Raw genomic sequence first — 23,258 nt, forward strand, 5'->3', positions numbered from 1 at the left:
TGCCAGCAGCAATAGGGAGCGGCGACATGCTGTGTAGGATCGTTGGCGCGCCGGTCCAGGACGGGGCCGGACGCATGGGCTGTGATATGGGACCGAGCGCTTTGCGCGCCGCGGGACTCGCGCAGGCGCTGACGGAACTCGGCCATGAAGTGGAGGACGCAGGGGCGGTCGCGCCCGGACCGCTTCCGCCCGTGGCGCATGAGAACCTCGGCCTGAAGGCGCTGCCGCAGGTCTCGGCGTGGACCGGAGCGATCGCCGAAGCTGCCTATGCGGCGAGCCGGGAAGCAATGCCGATCTTTCTCGGCGGCGATCACAGTATCTCTGCCGGCACGCTGTCCGGAGTTGCCCGTCGTGCCAAGGAGTTGGGCCGGCCGCTCTTCGTGCTTTGGCTGGATGCCCACCCGGACTTTCACACGCTCGACACTACGGTCAGCGGCAACTTGCACGGCGTCCCGCTCGCCTACGCCAGCGGGCAAAAAGGCTTTCACGGCTATTTCCCAGACCTGCCAGCTGCGGTCGATCCGGCGCGCATCTGCACGCTTGGTGTCCGCAGCGTCGATCCGGCCGAGCGTGAGGCGCTGAAACTCGCCGGGGTGACAGTCCACGACATGCGCATGATCGATGAGCACGGGATCGCTCCTCTGCTACGCGCTTTTCTCCAGCGCATCCTGGCTGAGGACGGCATGCTTCATGTCAGCCTGGACGTCGATTTCCTAGACCCGTCAATCGCCCCGGCCGTGGGCACGACCGTGCCGGGCGGGGCGACCTTCCGCGAGGCGCATCTGGTGATGGAGATGCTGCACGATTCCGGCCTCGTCACCAGCCTCGATCTCGTCGAGCTCAACCCCTTCCTCGACGAGCGCGGCCGCACCGCGATCCTGATGGTCGACCTCACCGCCAGTCTAATGGGCCGCCGCATCATGGACCGCCCGACAAGGAACCACTGAACCATGCCCGAGAAGCTAAACATCGTTCCCTTCGTGAGCGTGGACAATATGATGAAGCTGGTTCTGACGATCGGCGTGGAGCGCTTCCTGACCGACCTCGCCGGCTATATCGAGGAAGACTTCGGCCGCTGGGAGCTGTTCGACAAGACGCCGCGAGTGGCGTCCCACAGCGTGGACGGCGTCATCGAGCTGATGCCGACGAGCGACGGCGAAACCTACGGCTTCAAATATGTCAACGGCCATCCCAAGAACACGCGCTCCGGCCGCCAGACCGTCACCGCCTTCGGCGTTCTGGCAGATGTCGGAAGCGGCTATCCAATGCTGCTCACGGAGATGACCATCCTCACCGCGCTCCGCACCGCGGCCATGTCGGCGGTCGCGGCGAAGCATCTCGCGCCGAAGGGCGTTCGCACCATGGCGATCATCGGCAACGGCGCACAGTCCGAGTTCCAGGCGATCGCCTTCAAGGCCATCGTCGGCGTCGATCGACTGCGCCTCTACGACGTCGATCCTGCCGCAACGCGCCGCTGCGCGAAGAACCTCGCCGGCATCGGCCTGGACATCGCCGCCTGCGCCTCCTCGCAGGAGGCCGTGGAAGGCGCCGATATCATTACCACCGTCACCGCCGACAAGCAGTGTGCCACCATCCTTACCGACAACATGGTTGGCCCCGGCGTCCACATCAACGCGGTCGGCGGCGACTGTCCAGGCAAGACCGAGCTGCACCGCGACATTCTTCTGCGCTCCGACATCTTCGTGGAATACGCCCCACAGACCCGCATCGAAGGCGAAATCCAACAGCTCGCGCCCGAGCACTTGGTGGTCGAGCTCTGGCAGGTGATCGCCGGCAACGCGCCCGGCCGCCGCGACGAGCGCCAAATCACTTTGTTCGATTCCGTGGGCTTCGCGATCGAGGATTTTTCGGCCCTGCGCTATGTGCGCGACCGCCTCAAGGACACCGGACTCTACGAAGAACTCGATCTCCTCGCCGACCCGGATGAACCCCGCGACTTGTACGGCATGATCCTGCGCGCCGCCCAACCGGCTCCAGTGCGGCTGAGCGGTGCATTGGGATGAGCAAAGTATCCATGCAGGCGCCGAGGGCCGTCGTGATGATCCGTCCTCATCACTTCACGCCGAATCCGGTCACTGCGGCAGACAATACGTTCCAGGTGCGCGATGAAAAGCGGAAGCCGGATGATCTGGTCGCTCTGGCATATCAAGAAGCCACGCGTATGGCCGATGGCCTCGCTGAGGCCGGGATCACTGTCCACCTCTATGAGGATGAATCGGCCGCAACACCCGACTCCGTCTTTCCGAACAACTGGTTTTCGACCCATTCTGGCGGGCATGTCGCGATCTATCCGATGTACTCGGAGAATCGAAGGCAAGAGCGCCGGACCGACATCATCGAGATGCTCAAGGCTGAGTACCGGGTTCAGGATGTCATCGATTATTCCGGCCTCGAGAAAGACGGGGTCTTCCTCGAAGGGACCGGTGCGATGGTGCTCGACCACATTGCCCGTGTCGCCTACGTGGTGCGTTCCAACAGGGCCAACGAGGTTGCGCTCGAACGGTTCTGCACGCACTTCAATTTCGAGCCAATGATCTTTGACGCAGTCGATCGCAGCGGCAAGGCAATCTATCACACCAATGTCCTGATGTGCGTCGGCACCGATTTCGCGTTGTTAGGGGCGCAGTCGATCCCTGATCCCTGGCGGCGGCGGGAAGTCGTCGCGAGGTTGGAGGAAACCGGTCGTCAGATCGTGGAGCTTTCGATCGAGCAGATCGAAGACTTCGCCGGCAATGCCATTGAACTGGAGGGCACGGATGGTCGCATTGTTGCCATTTCCGGGCGAGCACACGCGGCGCTGCAGGCGGAGCAGATATCGGCAATCGAGCAGTCCGCGCGACTATTGCCGTTCGATGTCTCGACAATCGAACTCGCGGGTGGATCGGTCCGGTGCATGCTTGCAGGGATTCACCTGTCGAGGCGCAGGGCGCAGCCCGCACAGACGCCATTCACCGCCCAAGCAAGCCGCACAGCGAAACACTACTGACAAATAGGATTGGAAATGTCGCAAACCAGATCGGTCTATCAGTTCAACTCCGCAATCGTTCGCGAACCCTCGATCTCGGTCGTCAACGGCCTACGCGCCGATGATCGGGGAGGTCCTACCTATGAAGGCGTCAAGGGCGAGCACGACGCATACGTTGCGTCCTTGCGGCATGCAGGTGTCGAAGTGAGCGTCCTGCCGTCTCTTGAGGCCTTTCCAGACTCTTTGTTTGTCGAAGACCCGGCGCTCGTTTTCACCGGGGGCGCCATCCTGCTCCGTCCCGGCGCGCCAAGCCGGGTCGCCGAGACCGCGGAGCTCGCGCCGATCCTGCGCGATATGTTCGACACCGTGCTAGAACTCCCTACCCCGGGACAAGCCGACGGCGGGGATATCATGTACACCCCAAATAGCGTCCTGATAGGCCTGTCCGATCGCACCGACAAGGCCGGGGCAGAGGCCCTTGTCTCCTGTATCGAGCAACTCGGCGGGAAGGCCCAGATTGCCGAGACTCCGAAAGGCGTTCTGCATTTCAAGACGGCCTCCTCGCTGCTCGACGATGAAACCGTGATTTCGACCGCTGCCCTCGCGAAGGCTTCCGTATTCAAGGAATTCCGCCAGTTCATCGTCCCGGAAGGCGAAGAGCCTGCGGCGAACGTGCTGCGCGTCAACGACATCGTCATGGTCAGCGCGGGCTACCCGCGCACGATTGAGATGCTCGAAAAGGCGAATTACAAGGTCGTGCCTCTGAAGACCGCCGAGATCGAGAGGATCGATGCCGGGCTCTCCTGTATGTCGCTGCGCTGGTACCGGGACTGCAGGTAGGTCATTCAAACCCCCCTTGTTGCCGCCCCAGACGTCCAGACGACAAACAGAACTCGTGCTTTCCCCTCGATCGTGATTGTCGCGCCGCCACGCTTTCTCTCCGGGTAAAGCGACGACGGACTTATGTTAGAAACCGTATTTTACCCAGAGAATTGTCGATCTCATGTCGGCTCGTCGCATCGCCGACCTCCTATTCCGCGACACGCTGGAGCTTGAGGCGACCACCAGCTGTAAGACAGCGAAAGATGACCGTGTCGTGGATTCGACAAATCGGCACTGAGTTCAGGTACCCGGCGCATTCCGAAAAACGAGATCAGAGCACTCTCTTGCAGGCGACGGAAATGGCAGGTGGAGGTCTTTAGCGCTTGCGTGCCTTGGCACCATTCTTGCTGCCTCCCCTTCGCGAACCGCAACACTCATTCGTTCGTCTCAGAGGCTGACAGGGAGCCCTACAAACCGCGCGACGTCGTCGATCGCCGTCCGCGATGAGTGGCTTATTCACCCGCCACAGGGGTTCAGAAGGGTATTAAATGCACAAAATCCCGTCCCGCGCTCACGCAGATTCCCAGGTTCCCAACTGGCATTTCAGAATGATGCGCGACTCCGCACGAAATGCAGCAATAGAGGCGGCCATAGCATCCTGTAATCTCAGAGGAAAGACCGTCGTGGAAATCGGGACCGGGGCTGGCCTTCCGGCGATGCTCTTCGCCAGGCATGGCGCCCGAAAGGTATTCACATGCGAGATGGATGAGCGAATTGCTGCGGCAGCGCGGGAGATTATCCGGAACAACGATTTGCAGGATCGCATCGTGGTGATTGCAAAGTCCTCAAGGCAAGCAATTCAGGACGGCGACCTTCCTTCGGCGCCTGACATAATTTTTACGGAAACATTGGATTCTGGGGTAGTTGGTGAGGGATATGAATCGATAGCGGAAGACATCCGCCAAATCGCCAGTCCTGCTACAGTAGTGATGCCAGATCGGATTCAGCAATTCGGGTTCCTCTGCACCGACGTGCAAGCCTTTGAGGACAATTCCGTCTTTAACCAATGCGGATTCGATCTTTCGGGATTTAACCTGTTTGCCGAACGTTCATATTTTTCGGTGATCCAGACGCTACATGATCCGGTATGTCTCTCGCCAACCGTTCTTTTCAGGAGCTATGATTATTTAGATCCAAGCGCTCTGGACCCGGTAGAACATCAAGTTACAGTTCACAGCTCTGGCCTTTGCCATGGAATGACCTCATATTTTGACGCCCATTTTGGGAAATTTCTCATCTCTTCTAGAGAGCGGAAGAGTCATTGGCGAACGGCTTTTCACCCCCTACGAGTACCTATGCCGGTCGAATCTGGGCGGAGATACTATTTGAGAGGTGATAAATCTGGGTCGATCGATTTGGTTTCGACATGAAGTGCAGGGCAAGCGACAAGCGGCTCTTGGTTCATGTGCTGAAGGTTCTGCTGACAGGGCGGCTGCAGGGGGGCTGGTGATGCTAACGTTACCTGATCCCCCGTGAGCACAGGCCATCACGATCCAGTATTGAAGATACAACCTCTGACCGGACCTTTTACCGGGCAGACTCGGCTACCGCTCCGCCTGTTTGGGTAACATGCTGATAACGGGTCAACATGCTGGGATTGTCGGCGATGCAGGCGCCGTTCGCTTCTCCGATGTCGAGCTCAATCAGGGCTTCGGTCCGGGGGATCTTGACGCGCGAGATCAAAGCGATCACCGGCTTTACAGACGTGTCTTCCCATTTTGGCGACATGTGATCATTGCCCGGGACAGGCAAGCTCGACTGGGCGACACCGGTCAACGCGTGAGCAACTAATGTGCACACCCAAGGTGGGCAGACGACTGTGGACTGATGTCCAACACTCCTTGCGCAGCTTATTAATTAATGTCCAAAGTGTGTTAATTTTCAAGGTGCAGCCTACACTTGCGATTTAGCCTAACTTTTACATTAGTACTGATTGCGATGTGATATAACTTTGGCGAAGCCGGCCTGCCGGGTCAGCAGCACAAAGCCGCAGCCTCGGATGCCCTCACTCGTCCGCGCGTGCGCCTCAGATGCGTCTATAGACGGAGCCATGCGCAAACTGCCGGAGGCTGTGCGTCGAGCAACAAGAGCGAAATGGAACAGCAGGTGGAAGACTTTTTCAAGGACTGCGATAAGGCACCGCGATTGAATGAAATGGCCGATTTCTTTTCGGCGACCGCAGCAGGCCGATCAGGAGCCCCGATCAAAGTTCCGAGCGTGGATGCGCGCCTTTTCCAAGGGGATGTGTCGCTGCAAAGCTTCACCAGCGTGCATCGCCAGATCTGGGGCCGCTTCGACCCTCACTATCATGCCAGCATTCCTTATCGTCTCGAGGAGGAGGTTCGAGTTGGCGATGCCTTCTTGCGATATGCAGACGCTATCGCGGATGAGACCGTCCCGGCTCGGTTCTATCTGCTGGGGGCCGCCGAAGGCACACTCGCTCGAACGCTTGCCCAGCTGGGCAACGGCAAGATTCAAACCCTTTCATGCAGTCCCAATAAAGAAAACGAGGAAAGCTTCTTTCTCCACGGACGGCCCGCGCATGCAACATTCTTCCTCGGCCCATTTCATCACTTGACCCGGAGCAGAATGGTGGGAACGTCGGCGCTCAGGCACTTTGCCGACGGATTCGACATCATCTTGGAGGACACCACATTTCAAATGTATTCGCCCAATCGAAAGGCGCAGATTGGCTTTGTGAAACATCATTTGAAAGACGGCGGGATATTCTTCTTCTTCGAAAAATTTCGGCAAGACGACGATATCTCATACCTGAGCCGGGAGCTACAGAAAGACTACGGATATAAGGCACGCTTCTTCACTCAGGACGATATCAAAAATAAGACTGAATCCATTCTTAAGCAAATGAACTTCAATGAGACGACGCTATCTGAAATGTCAGAGTCGGTGGCCGCACACTTCAAATACGGATGCGTGACATGGAATTCCGGCAATTTCTACACACTTGCCGCTAGCAACAACGCGGACAATCTTCGGCGTGTAATTTCGGCGATGGCCCCGCCCTGCATTCCAAATGAATACGTCTATACGGAAACTCCGGCTTCGCTGCCGGGATTGGCCTTCGAACCCCCGCCGTTCCGCCGCCTGGCAGCGTCCGGCAGATGAGCGAAGCCGGCCAACGACCAACGCGTCCTAACATGCCATCATTTACGACCAGTACATTCTTGGCCAGTGGCTTGCCTCCAATATCCGTAGGTACTGGTATTTCATGTCCGCTACATGGCTCGCGCTTTCTTGAAAACAACAGCGTACAGACAGTCACCTCATTACTGTTGTCGGGAAGGATGACCCATTGTTCACCAGCGGCGCAGTCGGCTTTATTGCGGTTCCCGTCGATCGGCCAGTGCGCATCCAAACCCTTGCAACGGGGTTTGGATTTGTTGTGTATGGTTTGACTGCATTTGCCGGCGATACGCTGCTGCCCCGGCCGGGCTCCCGTATTTCGGAGTTGTCATGGTCGTGGTTTGGACAGTCGGTATTCTCGTCTGTCCACCAAGCAAAACGGTAGCCCAACAGCCACCGGATGACGTGTAATGAAATCGCCATCTCCAAAACCCGTCGCTGAAGCATTGGCTTGGCTTGTGCCACACATCTCGCGTTACTCGACGCTTCCGACACGTGCGTATGCGCATGTCGCTTATGACGCTAAACCCGCCGCCGCCGATCCTGTCCGTATGCATGCTCTAGAGCAGATGGAATTGCGACTTGCAGATTGTGCCTCTCGTCTGGGCTACGGGCATCCGCAGATTGAAAAACTCGGTACACAGCTTCGAAGCCGACCGGTCATTCAGACCGGCCCACATTGTTACCTGGCCTTTGAACCCGATGCGTTCTACACGCATATCTTTAGTGCCATGGGGCTGCGCTCCCATAAAGACAGCTGGTATGTGACTCATTCGAGTTCAACCGTTAAATTCCAAGAAAGCGACAAGAAAGGCCCCGGTTGGCTGCGGCTTGGAGGTCAGCACTTCAATCTCTTCGGGCTGTCAAACAGAAAAATGGGTCGACTCAGTGTTTGCGGACGTGATGCGCCGCAGCGGTTTGCTCTGACGAGCGCCAAACAGACGGGGATCGCGAGCCAATTGGCCGAGCGATTGAAAAGAGCCCTGCCCGATGACGAGTTTCTCTCGGCCGCCGATGCTATCAAGACAGCCAATCAGAGCCTCTGGCGCCGTTTCTTCGCATCGGATCTTCACTTGTTGCAGTTCGACGATTGGGACGTGGGCGACCTAGTCGCCCAGCATCTTCGCGACCCGTCGTCCTGGCTTTCGTCAACGCTGTTTGGACCAAGCTCTTTTGCGAAGAGGCTGCTCAATCATTTCGCATCGTTTGATTGCGGCCAATGGGCCGACTGGGCAAAGACGACAACCGACTTCTTTTGGCATTTTTCAGGGGGGCGCATATTTCCCCTGCGGCTGCGCGATGGCCTGTTTTTGAACGAAAGCGGGACCTTCTCTGTACAGTGCGCACCTGACGCGCTTCTCCAATCGTTGAACGAGCGTGAAATCATACCCAGTATGCTCCTGTCATTCTTTGTGACATCGATACTCCCTGGAGTGCGGGTGCTCGGCGGCAGTCGCCAGATCGTTTACTATCCGATTATGCGCTATGCCTTGCTGTCTACTCTCTCTGAGTTTCCGTCACCTGCAAATCGTAGCTTGTCCGTCTCGCTGGGGTCTGACCAAGAGCCGAGTCTGTGGGGGCATCGTACGATCTCGCCGGGTCGAATCGATCCGTTCAGTCTTATGACCCAGCTTGGCTGCGATTTTGGGCGGCTAATCGACTGCTATGGCGAGATACCTTTGAGCGAGGCATGGGGCAGCTTGCCAGCATTCGCCGGCGATCCCCTCTGGCAAACGTTGTGCAAACGGCTTGCAAAGGAAACAGCATTGGAGGATCGCCCCATTTGGCTCGCTGGCGCTCAGCAGCCAAAACAGGATGTAATTGGCCCCTCCCGTTGATCTGTGAGCGCGAAGCTGACGCCGTTCAGATTTGGTCATTTCACAGAACGCATGGACATCGCTGTCGGGCCTTCCATCGCCGATGCGCTTTGAAGACCTGTGCGAGCCATGCGTGCGGATTGGCGATTGCGGACGGCCGAATTATGCTGACAGAAATGGCCTTCGGCGTCAGGTGGTCAAGTGCTTGCAGAAAGCCAGCGATGTCGTTCGGCGCGCGATCGAGTTGTTAAGGCATCGAAGTTCGTGAGCCGCGCTTGTTCGCTGATGCACGTTCGCGCTTCGCGCTGCTGACTCCTACAGGCCGATATTGCGAATAGGTAGAACCGATCATAGACCCTTATGCCGCCAAGCTAGCTTGTTCCGCTCACAACAACCTCACGGTTGTTTCAATGAGGCTCTGCCAGGCTTTATCATCCGCCTCGAGGGGCTTGCCTTACATGAGTTGGAGATAACTCATTTAATAGACCGGTCGTCGCTCGGCCGTAAACAGAGATATGACGTTTGGACTGTTCGGTGAACGCACCTCCTGCCCAATCTCCCCAACGCTCCGCCAGCTTGAGCCCTACGCATTCGGCCATGGTATCGAGTTCCTGATGATAGACGTAACGAACGCGATTGGGCAATCGTTTGACCGACGTACCAGAAAACCAGAGGAGGGTTGAGACCAAGTTTTGGGTTAGGGGATCGTGCACATCAGCAGCGATGATCGTATTCTCATGATCCACAACGAGCGTGGAAATTTTCTGGCCGTTGACGAAACCATCCAAGGGCGGCACGCCTACATCTATCACCAAATTCCCTCCATCATCTAACGCCTCCACGGCAGATCGGAGGCAAGCTATTTGCGCTTCGCGCGTGACGGCCTGCGTGAATGTATTCCAAACGCAATACACCAAGTTGTAGCGTTGCTCCGATCTAAATCTTGAAATATCTGCCTTCCAAAACTTAATCAGATCAGTACGCTTGGCGAGAAGGTTCAACATGCTGTCCGAATTGTCGATACCTTCGACCTTGACGCCGCGCTCGCTCAACGGCACCGCCACGCGTCCGTCGCCAATGCCAAGTTCAAGAGCAGTCCCTCCGCTGGAAAATCGCTGAAGAAAGGCGACAGTCTCGCCAACCTCATCATTCTTACCTCGCAGCAATGTAAGTAGCTCATACATTGCCGACCAATTTTCGTCGTAGATGAATTCGTCAGCCATTTCTCCTCCTGTGAGATTGATTTAAGGATTTTAGCAATTACTTCGTATGCAATCGGCTCGGAAATAACGCCGCTCGTTCCGCAACAGGAAATGGTCGAAGGGTGTCGCTCTGGTCGGGCTCCGGACATCGAACGGCTCCGTTGCGGAGTGAACGCGGATTCAAAATGCAAGAGCCAAGCCAATTCAAAGAGTCGGTTTAGTTCACCATATTGGCTCTTAGTCTCCGCTTCTGTCTGTTTGCAACGACACAGCTTTGTCAGGGTTCCGACAAATGATCAGACGATTCTGGTCGCGAAAGGCGCCTCAGAGGGACACCGCGTGCGGGGAGTGGCAACTCTGGCCCGACCTTTACGTCATCACAAACGTTTTGGCCCATAACGAGGCGGTTCCTTTGAAGTCGCCGTGCCGAAGATACATCCATAGTCCCCGGCGTTCCGATTTGAGCCGTGAACACTTGCTCAAAAGCTTCGGTTGCACTTTGCGACTGTTCCCCATCGAGGTGCGGATCGCAGGTTGAATCCTGCTTCCGAGAGCCGGGGCAAGGACCCGCACCGCGTCCTAGTCTCCTGGCCCGTTCCTGGCCTGGACGAAATCGATCTGGAGCGGCCGTGCTGCCGCCGCCGTAGTGAATTCGGCCCGAATGTTCTTGCGGCCAGTTCCCTCTCACGAGGTCGTTTCGACGTATCCCGAATCCACCAGGAATCTCTCGGTTAGTGATGGACTCCCAGGAAGGGGGCGGCCTCCGTCATCGTCATGACGTTCGATAAGGACAGTACGGTCGGCCCCGGCGACTGGCAGGGACGCAATAACGGCATGGGAATGCATGACGAACTTTTCCTTCTGGAGTGGCGGTCTCTTGCCTCAGCATTTCGGTCGCCATGCCGACGCTGGTTTTTGTGGGGCTCGTCGAAGCGCCAGGCGCCACCTTGTGCTCACATGCGCGGCCGCAGGATACGCGAGAATTCGGCAGATTTAATCAAAGAGCACGGCAGCGCCAGGGACAGAACGGTGTCGGCACAGTAGGCGAAAGGGCGGTCTCGAGCTTTAGCTCCCCGCACGAAGCGGTCTGGAACCAAGCCTGATCTCCGGAGCCGCCGTCGCGCGTCCCGCCATGCGCAGGCGCGCGCAGTCCGCAAGGGCTTGAGCGGAGCGTCCCTTGCGGACGAGCACGGCTGCGCGAGGGACAGAGCGCGTCGGAGGCAGCGGGTTCAGGCGGCCTGATCCTTGGTGAGTCCAGAGCGTCTTCTTTGGTCGACCGCTCGGCCGAAACGCCGTTCCTGGGGTGGCAACCTGGCCCTACCATCGAGAAAGCAGGGAGCTAACGGGATAGGCCTTCCGGTTTAGGCACGCGTTGTCTGGTCGGCGGATAGATGAGTGTTCTGATGTCTGCTACGATCGAAACCAAAGAGTCGAGGGGGCGACAATGGTTGAAGTGTTCCGCGGAAGGGGCGGTAAACTCGAACACGAAGGGGCCGCGCTCGGTAGAATCCATGCGCAGGCAAATCACCGGAAGGCGTTGGGGTACTGGCTCGGGTTCTTGAAGGGCGTGATGGCCAGCGAGCGGGTCGAGAGCGCGGAGATGCCGCCACTCAGGGTCGAAGCTGAGCAGTTCCTGTCCCTTCTTCATGACGACGATGCTGCCGAGCTCATCCGCGATCTGGATGTGTGGGGTAACGCGCCCGAAGAGATCTACGCCATCCTTGAAACTATAGTCGGCATACGCTCGCGGGAGTTTATCGCCGCTGACGAGAAGGACGAAGTCAACGAGTTCTACGGGTTCTGTGCCGGTATCGCCTGCGACAACTCCATCACGCCCGCAGAGGTCGAAAGACTGCGAGTGTGGTCCTGCAGAGAGACAGCCGCGTGGCGTCTCTCGGAGAAACTGCCAGAAGGTCTATTTCTGACGGTCGCATAACCGCCGAGGAGGCAAAAGACATATGCGGGTGGATTGCCCATCTTGTCGGCGACAGCGCGACAGATACGGGGCTGCCTACCTTCGGCAATGTGGGTGTCATTGACGGCGCCTTGGAGGATGCAAGCCGGCTCGTAATTCCGAGTCGGATGTTCGTCCTCACGGGAAAATTCGCCATTGGCCCGCGAAAGGTAATCGCTGAGATGATTTGCGAACGCGGCGGTGATTGGAAGGAAACCGTCTGCGGCCAGACCGACTACCTCGTCGTCGCGGCCGAAGCGTCTCGGGACTGGAAGCACAGCCATGAAGGCACGAAGATCATAAGGGCAATGGAGCTTCGCGAAAAGGGAGGTCGGCCGGATCTGGTTCTTGAACCGATGCTGGCCAAAGCGTTGGGTTTCTGACCGCCTCCATCCGGCAAAGGAAAACCTATTATCTTGGAAGTGCGGCTTCAGAGCATGGTCGCGTTGGAAGCGCGGAGCCTGAATACCCGAGCCTTAGTGGATCCTGATACGGGTCTGGGCGCTCGCCACCTTTCTTGACAGTTTTTAAGGCGGGCAGCGGCCGCACCTGCACGAACAATATCTCCCACGGCATCGCGGCACGGTCGTGCTTCACTGGTTCACCCGAAGCAAAAGCGAGGCTCGATGTGCGCCGATGCTATGCTATTTCTCCGTCATGCCGAGATGACCCGTTCGCATCGCGGCCGCTCTCTCGCCTGCACTTGCCCAGATCGACCGCATAGTGACGGAGACAGACGCTCCTTTCACTCAGGTCGACCGAACGAGCTTCGATGACGTGATGACCACGGTCGCCGCGATCGCCGTCGACTGGGGGGTCCCGTCGATGCCATCACGACGGCGTTAATAGAACTTCGTTCTCCATTGAGATGAGGCTTCAAGGGCTAGATGAAATGTAGTCTTCGTGCTACATAACGCACCAATCTGTAGCGCGAAGGTGACATAATGCCCACTCCACACAACCCTCCTGCTGCGGTGCGGCGCGTGCTGCGCAAGCTTGGGGCTGACATTCATGATGCCCGTCGACGCCGACGGCTGCCGATGGCGGTGGTAGCCGAGCGCGCCTTCACTTCTCGCTCGACTCTGCAAAGGGTCGAAGCCGGGGACACCAACGTCAGCGTCGGCATCTATGCCGGCGTCCTGCAGGCGCTCGGCCTCCTCGAGGGCCTAGGCCAGGTCGCCGACATCAGCAACGACAGCGTCGGTCAGGCGCTCGCCAGTGCCGACCTGCCCAAGCATGTCCACCTCCAGCGGCCAACCGGATCGTCGCGCGATGGCTGACTTCGAGGTCCATATCGATTTGGACGGCCGCACACGCCCGATCGGACTGGCGAGGAGCAATCGCGTCCGGGGCACCGAGACCATGCTCTTCGAGTATGACGGAGCATGGCTTGAGGATTCGGACCGCTTCTCGCTAGAGCCAGCTCTTGCTCTGACCCGCGGAGCCTTCGCCCCCCCTGCAGGTCTTGCGACTTTCGGCTCCATCGGCGACTCAGCGCCGGATACCTGGGGCCGGCGCCTCATGCAGCGCGCCGAACGCCGCCTCGCCGACCAAGAAGGCCGCGCGGTTCGCACGCTTATAGAAAGCGACTACCTGCTCAGCGTCGCCGACGAGACGCGACTTGGCGCCCTCCGCTTCCGCTGGGTCGGCGAAGAGATTTTCCAAGCGCCGATCCGCACGGGCGTTCCCGCTTTAATCGAGCTTGGCCGTTTGCTCCAGATCACCGAACGGATCCTCCGAGACGAGGAAACGGATGAAGACCTGCAGCTCATCTTTGCCCCAGGCTCCTCCCTGGGCGGTGCCCGACCGAAGGCCTCGGTTATCGACCAACATGGTCACCTCTCCATAGCGAAATTCCCGAAGGAGACCGACGACTACAGTATGGAGACCTGGGAACAGATCGCGCTGCGGCTGGCCGGCCAGGCAGGTATTGCCACGCCTCGACACGAGCTGATCGAGGTCGCCGGCAAGCCAGTCATGTTGTCGCGGCGCTTCGATCGTGACGGTGCGAGCCGCATCCCGTTCCTGTCGGCGATGGCGATGATGGGCGCCAAGGACGGTGAGCGCGGCAGCTATCCGGAGATCGTCGATGCCCTTGCTCAACACGGCGCCCAGGGGAAGACGGACGCGCATGCCCTCTATCGGCGGGTCGTCTTCAATGTGCTGGTTTCCAATGTCGACGACCACCTCCGCAATCACGGTTTCCTATGGCTGGGAAAGGCGGGGTGGTCTCTCTCGCCGGCATACGACCTCAATCCCGTCCCGACAGATCTCAAGGCCCGGGTGCTGACGACGAACATCGATCTCGATGAGGGCACCTGTTCGCTCGATCTGCTTGAAGCCGCGTCGATATTTTTCGCGCTCACCCTGCCGCAGGCCCGCGCGATTATCAAAGAGGTCGCGACCGTGACAGCGACCTGGCGCGATACAGCCAAGGCGGTCGGCGCTCGATCGGCGGAAATCAGCCGAATGGCCAGCGCTTTCGAGCATGACGATCTCAAGCTGGCGCTGGCGCTATGACGAGGACCTTCCTCCACAATTTCGATCCGCCAGCATTCAGCCCTGTCACGGGCGCGACCGTCGACCTCGACGTCTCGGAGATCGAGGACGCCGGGATTCGCGAAGTGTTGCAGACGCCAGGGGCTGCATACGGCGCGTGGTCTATCCTGGACGCGCTGTTGACGCCAACCGGCGCGGGTACGCCCTTCATCTTCCGGGAACCGCTTGGGCAAGCCCGCGAGGTGAAGGTCGCGCTATCCGGCTTGTTCGGCCGCTTCGTTGCCCGCGCCTATCTGGAACGCTACTTCAACTTTCGTCTTCGCGCATCTCGGCAGCCGCATCATCGACCTCGATCGCCGCCGGCAGGTCAAAGTCACGCGCTTGTCCCGCGGCGATCTGCCCGACTGGATCGCCTGCGCATCCGACCTGTCCTCCTTGACCGTGGCCGAAGCGAAGGGTTGCCACGATAATGGCGGCCCGGCCAAAGCATTGAACCGCGCCTGGGCTCAGGCCGGACGGATAGATATCACCGCTGGAGGCCGCAAGATCACAGTGAAGCGCATTGCCGTCGCGACCCGCTGGGGGATGGCGGCGCGAAATCCGACGGACGCCCACCTCTCAGTCCGCGATCCGATCGATGAAGGCGAGCCGATCAAGCCGGAGGAGAAAGACGCGCTCTTCATCGGGCTTCTCCGCCTCCATATCGCCAATCTCATCAAGTCGCTTGGGCACGCTGAGCTAGCCAGTGCGCTTCGCGGCCTCACACACCAGCCGTTCGCGCGAAGACTGCAAGGGGATCTCCAACGCGCCCGAGCGCTGCTGGATGCCACGTTGGTGAGAGAGCTGGAAAAGGCCACGACCATGGGCGGACTGATCGGAGGGATCGTCACCCGTGCCGGACCCGTCGCTGACACCGACGTTGCGCCCGCCGATCAGGAGGCGCTCGCTCGCCTCAATCTCCGGCCGGTCTTCGTCGGCATCGAGCGCGATCTCATCCGTGCCGCTATCGACGCGGAGCTGCAAACCGTTCGCATGCGCCTGACGCAGATAGGGGGTCCCGATGATTTTTCTCGGCCTGACCGCGCTGGCGGCTGGATCATCCCGATCGGTGAGGAGCGACGCATCAGAGGAGGCAACTGATCCGGTGACCACCGAACATGAGCATCGTGGGGAAACGGCCGGCGACACCAGACACGGCACGATTAGGCAGAAAGATGGAACGCAGGAGACTGAACGCGGCCACGCCGCGCTGATGCCCACTATCACCACCGACAGGGGACGAAAATTCAGATCGTCTGCCGAAACGTATTCGGCCCCGTCCGGTACTGTCGTATATCGATACGCTGGGGAAGGCCGCGCCTTGAGGCCAAAATGGCGGCCGCCCGGGTTCAGGCTAGATACGAAGCCTCGGAGGCTGACATCAGTTATCCGAGGAGTTGTATCACCAGGCCCCGCTCTCGAAACGAACGACATGACATCCCGGGGGCAGTTCGGGTGCCTGACCCAGCCTCAGAGCAGCGAGATCCACCACAAGCGAGCTCAGCAGCGAGCGGGACGCTTGGCCGCCCGCGCAAGCACCTCGATGAAGTCTCCTGATTGGGCTTTCCAACGCCGGTATGCAGCGTTGCAACAGATCCTTCAAAGAAAATCGCGGACTTTTAGCACTCTAAACCGGTGAGAATATGTACGTTGAGCCTCGTTAAAGCCGCGGGTCGAGACCGTGGCGCCGTGCCCCGACCAAATACCTGCAGCTCGGAAAAGCAGGGGCCGGCAGGAGCATTTGCCTTGGTCGAGGAGATATATCGCAAACGATCTGACGATGCGGTCGAGCGTATTGACCTCGTCGGGACGGCAAGATCGCCTCTGAAAGAGTGGGAGACGCCAAATGGACGAAGTCAATACAACGAGCGCCGGACGATGATGACACTGGTCAGGCGCCTAAAGGCCGCGGCTCATCTTGATCGACTTCGAATCCTGGGACTTTGTGCGCATGCGGACCTAACCGTCTGCGAGCTAGCAGAAGTTCTGAGTCTGTCTCGCGAGCACGTGGTTGCACACGTCCGTCGGCTCGCCAGAGCCGGCTTTCTTCTCGGCAACGAACAGCGCCCCTGGCCTTCGTACCACCTCGAAGCAGGAGGCTCGGACGGCGGCTTGGTTCAATTATTGGTTGATCTCCTGCCTCACGGCGATGGCCATCACAGACAAGACCTACAGCGACTGGAGGCGATACAGAGCGCGCGGTCCAAGGTGACCGCCTGCTTGTCTTGAAACTTAGTCCCAATGGATCGCGAAGCAGATATGAGCAATTCGACTGGCGGCGGGATCGCGGAGCTTGGCACTTGCGAGTGGCCTCCCCTGGCTGTCGCAGATTCTCGCGTTCACGAGCTGCTTTTAAGACAGGAGCGCCAGGAGAGGACGACCCTCAAGCTTATCGCCTCCGAGAACTTCGCGTCCTCCGCGGTGCTGGAAGCGACCGGGTCTATTTTCACCAACAAGTATGCCGAGGGATATCCTGGCGCACGCTATTACGCCGGAAACGAGATCGTCGATGAGCTTGAGAACCTCGCCATGGATCGATTGAAGGCACTGTTCGGCTGTGAACACGCCAACGTGCAGCCCTATTCCGGCTCCCCGGCCAATCAGGCTGTCTGTCGAGCGCTGTTGTGTCCGGGAGACAAGATGATGGGCTTGACCCTCCCCGAGGGCGGGCATCTGACTCACGGTTGGGCCGTCAACTTCTCCGGCACTGACTATCAGAGAGTCCCGTACGGGCTGCACGAAAAGACACACCAGATTGACCATGACAGCTTGCGCGAGACGGCCAAGCGGGAACGACCGAAGCTCATTTGGGTCGGCGGAACTGCCTATCCGCGTATCTTTGACTACGAGGCAATGGCCGAAATTGCTTCGGAGGTGAACTCCTACCTGGTGGCCGACATCGCCCACATCAGCGGCCTCGTTGTCGCAGGAGTGCACCCCAATCCTGTAGGCCATTGCGATGTGGTCACCAGCACCTCTCACAAATCGATCCGCGGTCCCCGCGGTGGCTTCATATTGTCAAGGAATGAAGACCGCTATCAGGCACTCTATCATTCCAAGAGCAAACACAATCTGGCCAAACGCATAGACCGTGCCGTGTTCCCTCTCCTGCAGGGCGGACCTCACATGAATACGATTGCAGCGCTAGCTGTCGCTCTGCACGAAGCAGGGAATCCGTCCTTCCGTGTGTACGGTCAGCAGATCGTCAACAACGCCAGGGCTCTGGCCCAGGCGCTTCTGGAGCGAGGCTATGAACTCGTCACGGGGGGCACTGACAATCACATGCTGATCCTTGATCTACGGGAACGGCCGCTGTCCGGGAAAGCCTATGCCGAGCGCTTGTCGCAAGCAGGTATCATCACGAATTTCAACATGGTGCCGGGCGACCGGCGGCATCCCGCGCTCACCAGCGGCATTCGGTTAGGCACGCCAGCAGTGACGTCTGTGGGCATGCGCGAGGCGGAAATGCTGCAGATTGCCGCTTTCATCGACCTTGTTTGCCGCCAGCCCGATGATTCGGATGTCCATGCCCGCGTGCGCAGAGACGTTGCCGACTTCTGCGCTGCGTTCGACGTCCCTGGCATCTCCGACAGATAAGATGGCCGGATCGGCTGTCACATTTAATTCCAACGTTTGAAGCGAGGATATTCCATGACCAGACAATTCGTGTTCTCCTCCGAATCCGTCGGCGCGGGACATCCCGACAAGATGGCCGACAATATCTCAGATGGCGTCCTCGATGCGATCCTTCGCAAGGATCCTCTGGCTCGCGTTGCTTGTGAAGCGTTGGTGAAGTCAGGGATGGTCGTTCTGGCTGGCGAGATCACCAGCCACGCGCAGATCGACTACAGCCAAGTTGCCCGCGATATCATTTTGGACATTGGATATGACGACGATGCGATCGGCTTTGACGGCCGGCGTTGCGCGGTGATCTTGGCCCTGACCGAGCAGTCGCCTGACATCAGCCAGGGGGTAGACGAGGGACGAGGGCAGGATCTCGAGCAGGGAGCGGGAGATCAGGGCCTCATGTTCGGGTACGCATGCAACGAGACCGAAACATTGATGCCATTGCCAATCCAACTTGCTCACGATTTGACGAAAAAACAGGCAGAGGTGCGCCAAACCGGACGCCTTGGCTGGCTTCGCCCGGACGTTAAATCTCAGGTGTCCGTCCGCTATGAAGGTTTGCGACCGGTAGCGCTCGATACCATAGTCCTGTCGACGCAGCATGACGATAAGGTCTCACAGGCCGCCGTCCGCGAAGGCGTCATTGAGGAGATCATAAGGCCGGTCTTGCCCCATGACCTGGATACGACGGGAATAAGGTTCCTGGTCAATCCAACCGGCCGGTTCGTGGTCGGCGGGCCGCGAGGCGATTGCGGGCTTACCGGCCGCAAGATCATCGTCGATTCCTACGGCGGCATGGGGCGTCACGGCGGCGGTGCCTTTTCGGGCAAGGACCCGTCCAAGGTTGATCGGTCGGCCGCCTATGCCGCGCGGTACGTCGCAAAAAACGTCGTTGCCAGCGGACTTGCGGAGGTGTGCGAGGTTCAGCTTGCTTACGCGATCGGTGTGGCCGCACCGGTCTCAGTCCTCATCAATACATTCGGAACCGCAAAGATTGATGAAAAAAGGATCGAACGCGCCGTCCTTGAGCTTTTCGATCTCAGGCCGAAAGGCATCATCAAGGCGCTGGATCTCTTACGGCCGATTTACCGCAAGACCGCGACATACGGACACTTCGGCCGCGAAGAGCCGGAGTTCACCTGGGAAAAGACGGACAGAGCTGACGACCTGTCGCGTGAGGCAGGACCCGCAGCTGCTTGATGCGTCGGTATTGGATTCTTTCGGCAAAGGACGACCCATTCCACACTCGAAAGAAACACCCGGCCGGCGTGGCAAGAAGCCGGCTCGGGTTTTTGGCGGAGATTTTGATGCCGGATTATGACGTGCTTTGCATCGGCAATGCCATTGTCGACATCCTCGCCCAGTGCGACGAGGAATTCCTCGAGACCAACGGCATCATCAAGGGCGCGATGAACCTCATCGACACACAACGCGCCGAACTGCTCTACAGCCGCATGGGCCCGGCGATCGAGGCGTCCGGCGGCAGCGCCGGCAACACGGCGGCCGGCGTCGCCAGCTTCGGCGGCCGCGCCGCCTTCTTCGGCAAGGTCTCCAACGATGCGCTGGGCGAAATCTACGCCCACGACATCCATGCGCAGGGCGTCGCCTTCGACACCACGCCGCTCAAGGGAGAGCCGCCGACGGCGCGCTCGATGATCTTCGTCACGCCCGACGGCGAGCGCTCGATGAACACCTATCTCGGCGCCTGCGTCGAGCTTGGGCCGGAGGATGTCGAGGCCGACAAGGCGTCTGGCGCCAAGGTCACCTATTTCGAAGGCTATCTGTGGGACCCGCCGCGCGCCAAGGAAGCGATCCGCCAGACGGCGAAGCTGGCGCACGCAGCAGGCCGCGAAGTGTCGATGACGCTGTCGGATTCGTTCTGCGTCGACCGCTACCGCGACGAATTCCTCGAGCTGATGCGTTCGGGCACGGTCGACATCGTCTTTGCCAACAGCCACGAGATCAAATCGCTCTACCAGACATCCTCGTTCGACGAGGCGCTGGCGCAGATCCGCAAGGATTGCCGGATCGCCGCCGTGACCCGCTCGGAAAAAGGCTCCGTCATCGTGCACGGCGACGAAACCGTGGTGATCAAGGCGACCGCCATCAAGGAACTGGTCGACACGACCGGCGCCGGCGACCTCTACGCCGCCGGCTTCCTGCATGGCTACACGCAAGGCCGCGACCTCAAGACCTGCGGTGATCTTGGCTCACTGGCGGCCGGATTGGTGATCCAGCAGATCGGCCCCAGGCCCCGGCAGAATCTGCGCCGCGAGGCTGAGCAGGCGGGATTGTTGTAGGGGGCATATCGGCAAGGTGCTGCCCACCGAACTTGATGCAGGGCTGTTAAGATAAGCGCGTGTAATTCGAAATGTCGCGTGCCCGTCCGTGAAGGATGGCGGTTTTCTCCAAATTTCCGATTTTGACGGCGCAGAAACATTTACGCTCTTCGGGCTAATACTGTGGCCGATCATGGTGGCCGACAGGCCATTTGCCGAAGTCGCCAGCCAGGATCGTGCGGCTCGCAGATTTGCCGGAGCGGCCAGGCACGGCCTGCGCAAAACTGGAGAGGGCACAAGCGGCTCAGCCCTAGCGCGGCCTTGGACTTGGAAACCGTCGCAGATAAAGTTCACATAAACACAGCCTACCCACTAAGGTCACTGGGGCGAACTCCCCGGGAAGAGGGGCAGAGGCTGTTATCCGCGAGCCAGGAGACCTGCCACGGTGAACACGGGCGGGGTGTCTGGTGGCCGCTGCAGCTCGGCTTTGATGCCGGCCTGCTAGCGCCTTCCTTTTCCCGCCCCAACCATCGGGGTATGGAATGAATGTCTCTCAGCAAGTTCCCATAGCAACGCTTGGCGTGCCGCGTATCGGTCGCCGGCGAGAACTGAAATTCGCGCTCGAAAGCTACTGGTCCAGAAAATCTTCTGCTGCCAACCTTCTGGCGACGGCGAAGGCGCTCCGTGCCGCCAGTTGGAGCAGCGAGACCGCGGCGTGTCGAAAATCCCGTCGAACGATTTCTCACTCTATGACCACGTGCTCGACACGGCAGCAATGGTCGGCGCCGTGCCAGCTCGTTACGGCTGGACAGGCGGCGAGGTGCCGCTCGACATCTACTTCGCGATGGCGCGCGGGACGCAAGGCGATACTGCGGGTTGCGGACACGCCAGTCACGGGCATGCCGTTAAGGGGCAATGCTAACCGCGATGGAAATGACCAAATGGTTTGAAACAAACTATCACTACCTCGTGCCGGAGCTGGCGACGATCATACATTCGCCCTTTCGTCGACGAAACCCGTCGATCACTTCTGGAGGCAAAAGAGCTCGGCATCCATACACGCCCGGTCATCCTTGGACCCGTGACCTTCCTGAAGCTGGCGAAGTCTCCCGACCAGGGTTTCAATCCCATGGCGCTCCTGCCGCGGCTGCTGCCCGTCTACGAGCAACTCCCGCAGAAGCTGGAACTCGCTGGGGCCAACTGGGTGCAGATTGATGAGCCGGCGCTTGTGCTCGATCTTAACCCGAACGAACGAGCTGCCTTCCAAGTCACCTGCCAGCAGCGGTCAACAGACACTTCACCGAGGGGCACGTTTTCGGATGCCGCCTGTGCGTCCGCACTATGAGATATCGCGGTGAGATCGACCATCGAGAGCATCGTGTCGATTGATTGCCTGGCATGTTGCTGACATCGACAACATAGCCACGGCCCCGAGCCGCAAGCTGCGACCCTTTACTCATCCCATGAGTTGAAACTTCGCTGCATCTGGCGTGGCGCTTGCTCCGCTTCCGCTGAGGTTCGCTGGAACTGGATCTTCACGCGCCCCTCGCGGTGGAGTGTTGCTTCGACACCAAGGCAGCCTCGACATACCCATCGGTCCAGAAATCTCAGCTGTGCTCTCCGAACCCCACCTTTCCGTTGTGCGGCTACCAGAGGAGAGGCGCAAGTGGGATCAAAACCAAGGTGTAAGGAGCATCTGATGTCGAACATGATGAAAGCGCTGGTGAAGGCCAAGGCCGAACCAGGCATCTGGATGGAAGAGGTGCCGGTGCCGGAAATCGGCCCTAACGACGTGCTGATCAAGATCAAGAAGACGGCGATCTGCGGCACCGACGTGCACATCTACAATTGGGACCAGTGGGCGCAGAAGACGGTGCCGGTGCCGATGGTGACGGGCCATGAATTCGTCGGCACCGTTGCCGATTTCGGCGCAGCGGTCACCGAATACAAGGTCGGCCAGCGCGTGTCGGGCGAGGGCCACATCGTCTGCGGTCATTGCCGCAACTGTCGCGCCGGGCGAGGGCATCTGTGCCGCAACACGCTCGGCGTCGGCGTCAACCGTCCGGGCGCCTTCGGTGAGTATCTGGCTATCCCGCAGCACAATGTCGTGCCGATCCCCGATGATGTGCCGGACGAGATCGCCGCCATCTTCGATCCGTTGGGCAATGCCGTGCACACGGCACTCTCCTTCGATCTGGTCGGCGAGGACGTGCTGGTCACCGGCGCCGGGCCGATCGGCATCATGGGCGCGCTCGTCGCCCAATGCGTCGGCGCGCGAAAAGTGGTGATCACCGACATCAACCCGGTGCGGCTGGCGCTGGCAAAAAAACTCGGCGTGCAGCACGTCGTCGACGCGTCCAAGGAAAAGCTGCGCGACGTCATGCCGGTGCTCGGTATGACCGAAGGTTTCGATGTCGGCCTTGAAATGTCGGGTGCCGCGCCCGCCTTCCGCGATATGATCGACACCATGAACAATGGCGGCAAGATCGCCATTTTGGGCATTGCACCGACCGGTTTCGAGATCGACTGGAACAAGGTGATCTTCAAGATGCTGCATCTCAAGGGCATCTATGGCCGTGAGATGTTCGAGACCTGGTACAAGATGATCGCGCTGGTGCAGGGGCCGCTGGATGTTTCCGGGCTTATCACGCACCGCATCGGCATCGACGATTTCCAAGCCGGCTTCGATGCGATGAGGAGCGGTAGTTCGGGCAAGGTGGTGATGGACTGGTGAGGCGATTGGCCGGCCTAATGCTGACGGACAGCGCCCTGGCCTGCCGAAGATCTCCAAGGGCGGGAGCATGCAAAACCATGGCTTCATGCCATCAA

The 23,258-nt window shown here is 59.3% G+C and carries 18 protein-coding genes and 1 pseudogene; 17 read left to right on the forward strand and 2 right to left on the reverse strand.

Translation table 11 applies throughout. The features are described 5' to 3' along the window. Positions 1-26 precede the first annotated feature (26 nt). The 5 genes from rocF to MESCI_RS28160 all read left to right on the forward strand — a co-directional run bounded on the left by rocF (position 27) and on the right by MESCI_RS28160 (position 5,238). Entirely contained in the window at positions 27-947 is a 921-nt protein-coding gene (gene rocF / locus MESCI_RS28140) for an arginase (RefSeq protein WP_013533362.1), read from the forward strand. Positions 948-950: 3 nt separating this feature from the next. Then, positions 951-2,024: an ornithine cyclodeaminase gene (locus MESCI_RS28145; protein ID WP_013533363.1), complete on the forward strand. Its 1,074-nt coding sequence runs from the start codon at positions 951-953 to the stop codon at positions 2,022-2,024. Then, positions 2,021-3,007 (forward strand): citrulline utilization hydrolase CtlX, encoded by a 987-nt coding sequence (ctlX, locus tag MESCI_RS28150; RefSeq protein ID WP_013533364.1) that lies wholly within the window; start codon positions 2,021-2,023, stop codon positions 3,005-3,007. Before MESCI_RS28145 ends, ctlX begins: the two co-directional genes overlap by 4 nt. Before the next feature lie 15 nt (positions 3,008-3,022). Further along, positions 3,023-3,826, forward strand: coding sequence for a dimethylarginine dimethylaminohydrolase family protein (locus MESCI_RS28155; protein ID WP_013533365.1), 804 nt, complete (start codon positions 3,023-3,025; stop codon positions 3,824-3,826). A gap of 590 nt (positions 3,827-4,416) precedes the next feature. Continuing rightward, positions 4,417-5,238 (forward strand): 50S ribosomal protein L11 methyltransferase, encoded by an 822-nt coding sequence (locus MESCI_RS28160; protein WP_276325707.1) that lies wholly within the window; start codon positions 4,417-4,419, stop codon positions 5,236-5,238. Between the two features lie 157 nt (positions 5,239-5,395). On the opposite strand, the gene MESCI_RS28165 is transcribed toward MESCI_RS28160, so the two are convergent. Beyond that, the gene (locus tag MESCI_RS28165) at positions 5,396-5,596 is read right to left on the reverse strand and encodes a hypothetical protein (protein WP_041163534.1); all 201 of its coding nucleotides are present in this window, start codon (positions 5,594-5,596) and stop codon (positions 5,396-5,398) included. Positions 5,597-5,962: 366 nt separating this feature from the next. On the opposite strand from MESCI_RS28165, the gene MESCI_RS28170 reads away from it, so the two are divergent. Further along, positions 5,963-6,994 (forward strand): class I SAM-dependent methyltransferase, encoded by a 1,032-nt coding sequence (locus tag MESCI_RS28170; RefSeq protein ID WP_013533367.1) that lies wholly within the window; start codon positions 5,963-5,965, stop codon positions 6,992-6,994. A 428-nt stretch (positions 6,995-7,422) separates the two neighbouring features. Further along, positions 7,423-8,850, forward strand: coding sequence for a hypothetical protein (locus MESCI_RS28175; RefSeq protein ID WP_013533368.1), 1,428 nt, complete (start codon positions 7,423-7,425; stop codon positions 8,848-8,850). A gap of 410 nt (positions 8,851-9,260) precedes the next feature. Here MESCI_RS28175 and MESCI_RS28180 read toward each other — a convergent pair whose 3' ends face one another. Further along, positions 9,261-10,052: a class I SAM-dependent DNA methyltransferase gene (locus MESCI_RS28180; protein ID WP_013533369.1), complete on the reverse strand. Its 792-nt coding sequence runs from the start codon at positions 10,050-10,052 to the stop codon at positions 9,261-9,263. 1,423 nt (positions 10,053-11,475) lie between these two features. Between MESCI_RS28180 and MESCI_RS28185 the strand changes: the two genes are divergently transcribed. From MESCI_RS28185 to tdh, 10 genes and pseudogenes are all read left to right on the forward strand, one after another. Further along, positions 11,476-11,967: a hypothetical protein gene (locus MESCI_RS28185; RefSeq protein ID WP_041163535.1), complete on the forward strand. Its 492-nt coding sequence runs from the start codon at positions 11,476-11,478 to the stop codon at positions 11,965-11,967. Next, entirely contained in the window at positions 11,916-12,368 is a 453-nt protein-coding gene (locus tag MESCI_RS28190) for a BRCT domain-containing protein (protein WP_164919976.1), read from the forward strand. Before MESCI_RS28185 ends, MESCI_RS28190 begins: the two co-directional genes overlap by 52 nt. Before the next feature lie 561 nt (positions 12,369-12,929). After that, on the forward strand, positions 12,930-13,265 hold the full coding sequence (locus tag MESCI_RS28195) for a helix-turn-helix domain-containing protein (protein WP_013533370.1): 336 nt from the start codon (positions 12,930-12,932) through the stop codon (positions 13,263-13,265). Then, positions 13,258-14,505 (forward strand): type II toxin-antitoxin system HipA family toxin, encoded by a 1,248-nt coding sequence (locus MESCI_RS28200; protein WP_013533371.1) that lies wholly within the window; start codon positions 13,258-13,260, stop codon positions 14,503-14,505. The genes MESCI_RS28195 and MESCI_RS28200 overlap by 8 nt, the downstream gene beginning before the upstream one ends. A gap of 258 nt (positions 14,506-14,763) precedes the next feature. Next, positions 14,764-15,624, forward strand: coding sequence for a hypothetical protein (locus MESCI_RS28205; protein WP_013533372.1), 861 nt, complete (start codon positions 14,764-14,766; stop codon positions 15,622-15,624). A gap of 1,158 nt (positions 15,625-16,782) precedes the next feature. After that, positions 16,783-18,120, forward strand: a complete 1,338-nt coding sequence (locus MESCI_RS28210) for a serine hydroxymethyltransferase (RefSeq protein ID WP_013533373.1) — start codon at positions 16,783-16,785, stop codon at positions 18,118-18,120. Between the two features lie 54 nt (positions 18,121-18,174). Next, a complete protein-coding gene (gene metK, locus MESCI_RS28215) occupies positions 18,175-19,350 on the forward strand; it encodes a methionine adenosyltransferase (RefSeq protein ID WP_013533374.1) in 1,176 nt (391 codons plus the stop codon). A 107-nt stretch (positions 19,351-19,457) separates the two neighbouring features. Further along, entirely contained in the window at positions 19,458-20,450 is a 993-nt protein-coding gene (locus MESCI_RS28220) for an adenosine kinase (protein ID WP_013533375.1), read from the forward strand. Between the two features lie 521 nt (positions 20,451-20,971). Further along, positions 20,972-21,696, forward strand: a pseudogene (locus MESCI_RS28225) (uroporphyrinogen decarboxylase/cobalamine-independent methonine synthase family protein); the annotation flags it as partial. 432 nt (positions 21,697-22,128) lie between these two features. Then, positions 22,129-23,163 (forward strand): L-threonine 3-dehydrogenase, encoded by a 1,035-nt coding sequence (gene tdh, locus MESCI_RS28230; RefSeq protein ID WP_013533376.1) that lies wholly within the window; start codon positions 22,129-22,131, stop codon positions 23,161-23,163. Positions 23,164-23,258 lie beyond the last annotated feature (95 nt).

It is taken from the genome of Mesorhizobium ciceri biovar biserrulae WSM1271 (genome assembly GCF_000185905.1).
GTDB classification, from domain to species: domain Bacteria; phylum Pseudomonadota; class Alphaproteobacteria; order Rhizobiales; family Rhizobiaceae; genus Mesorhizobium; species Mesorhizobium ciceri.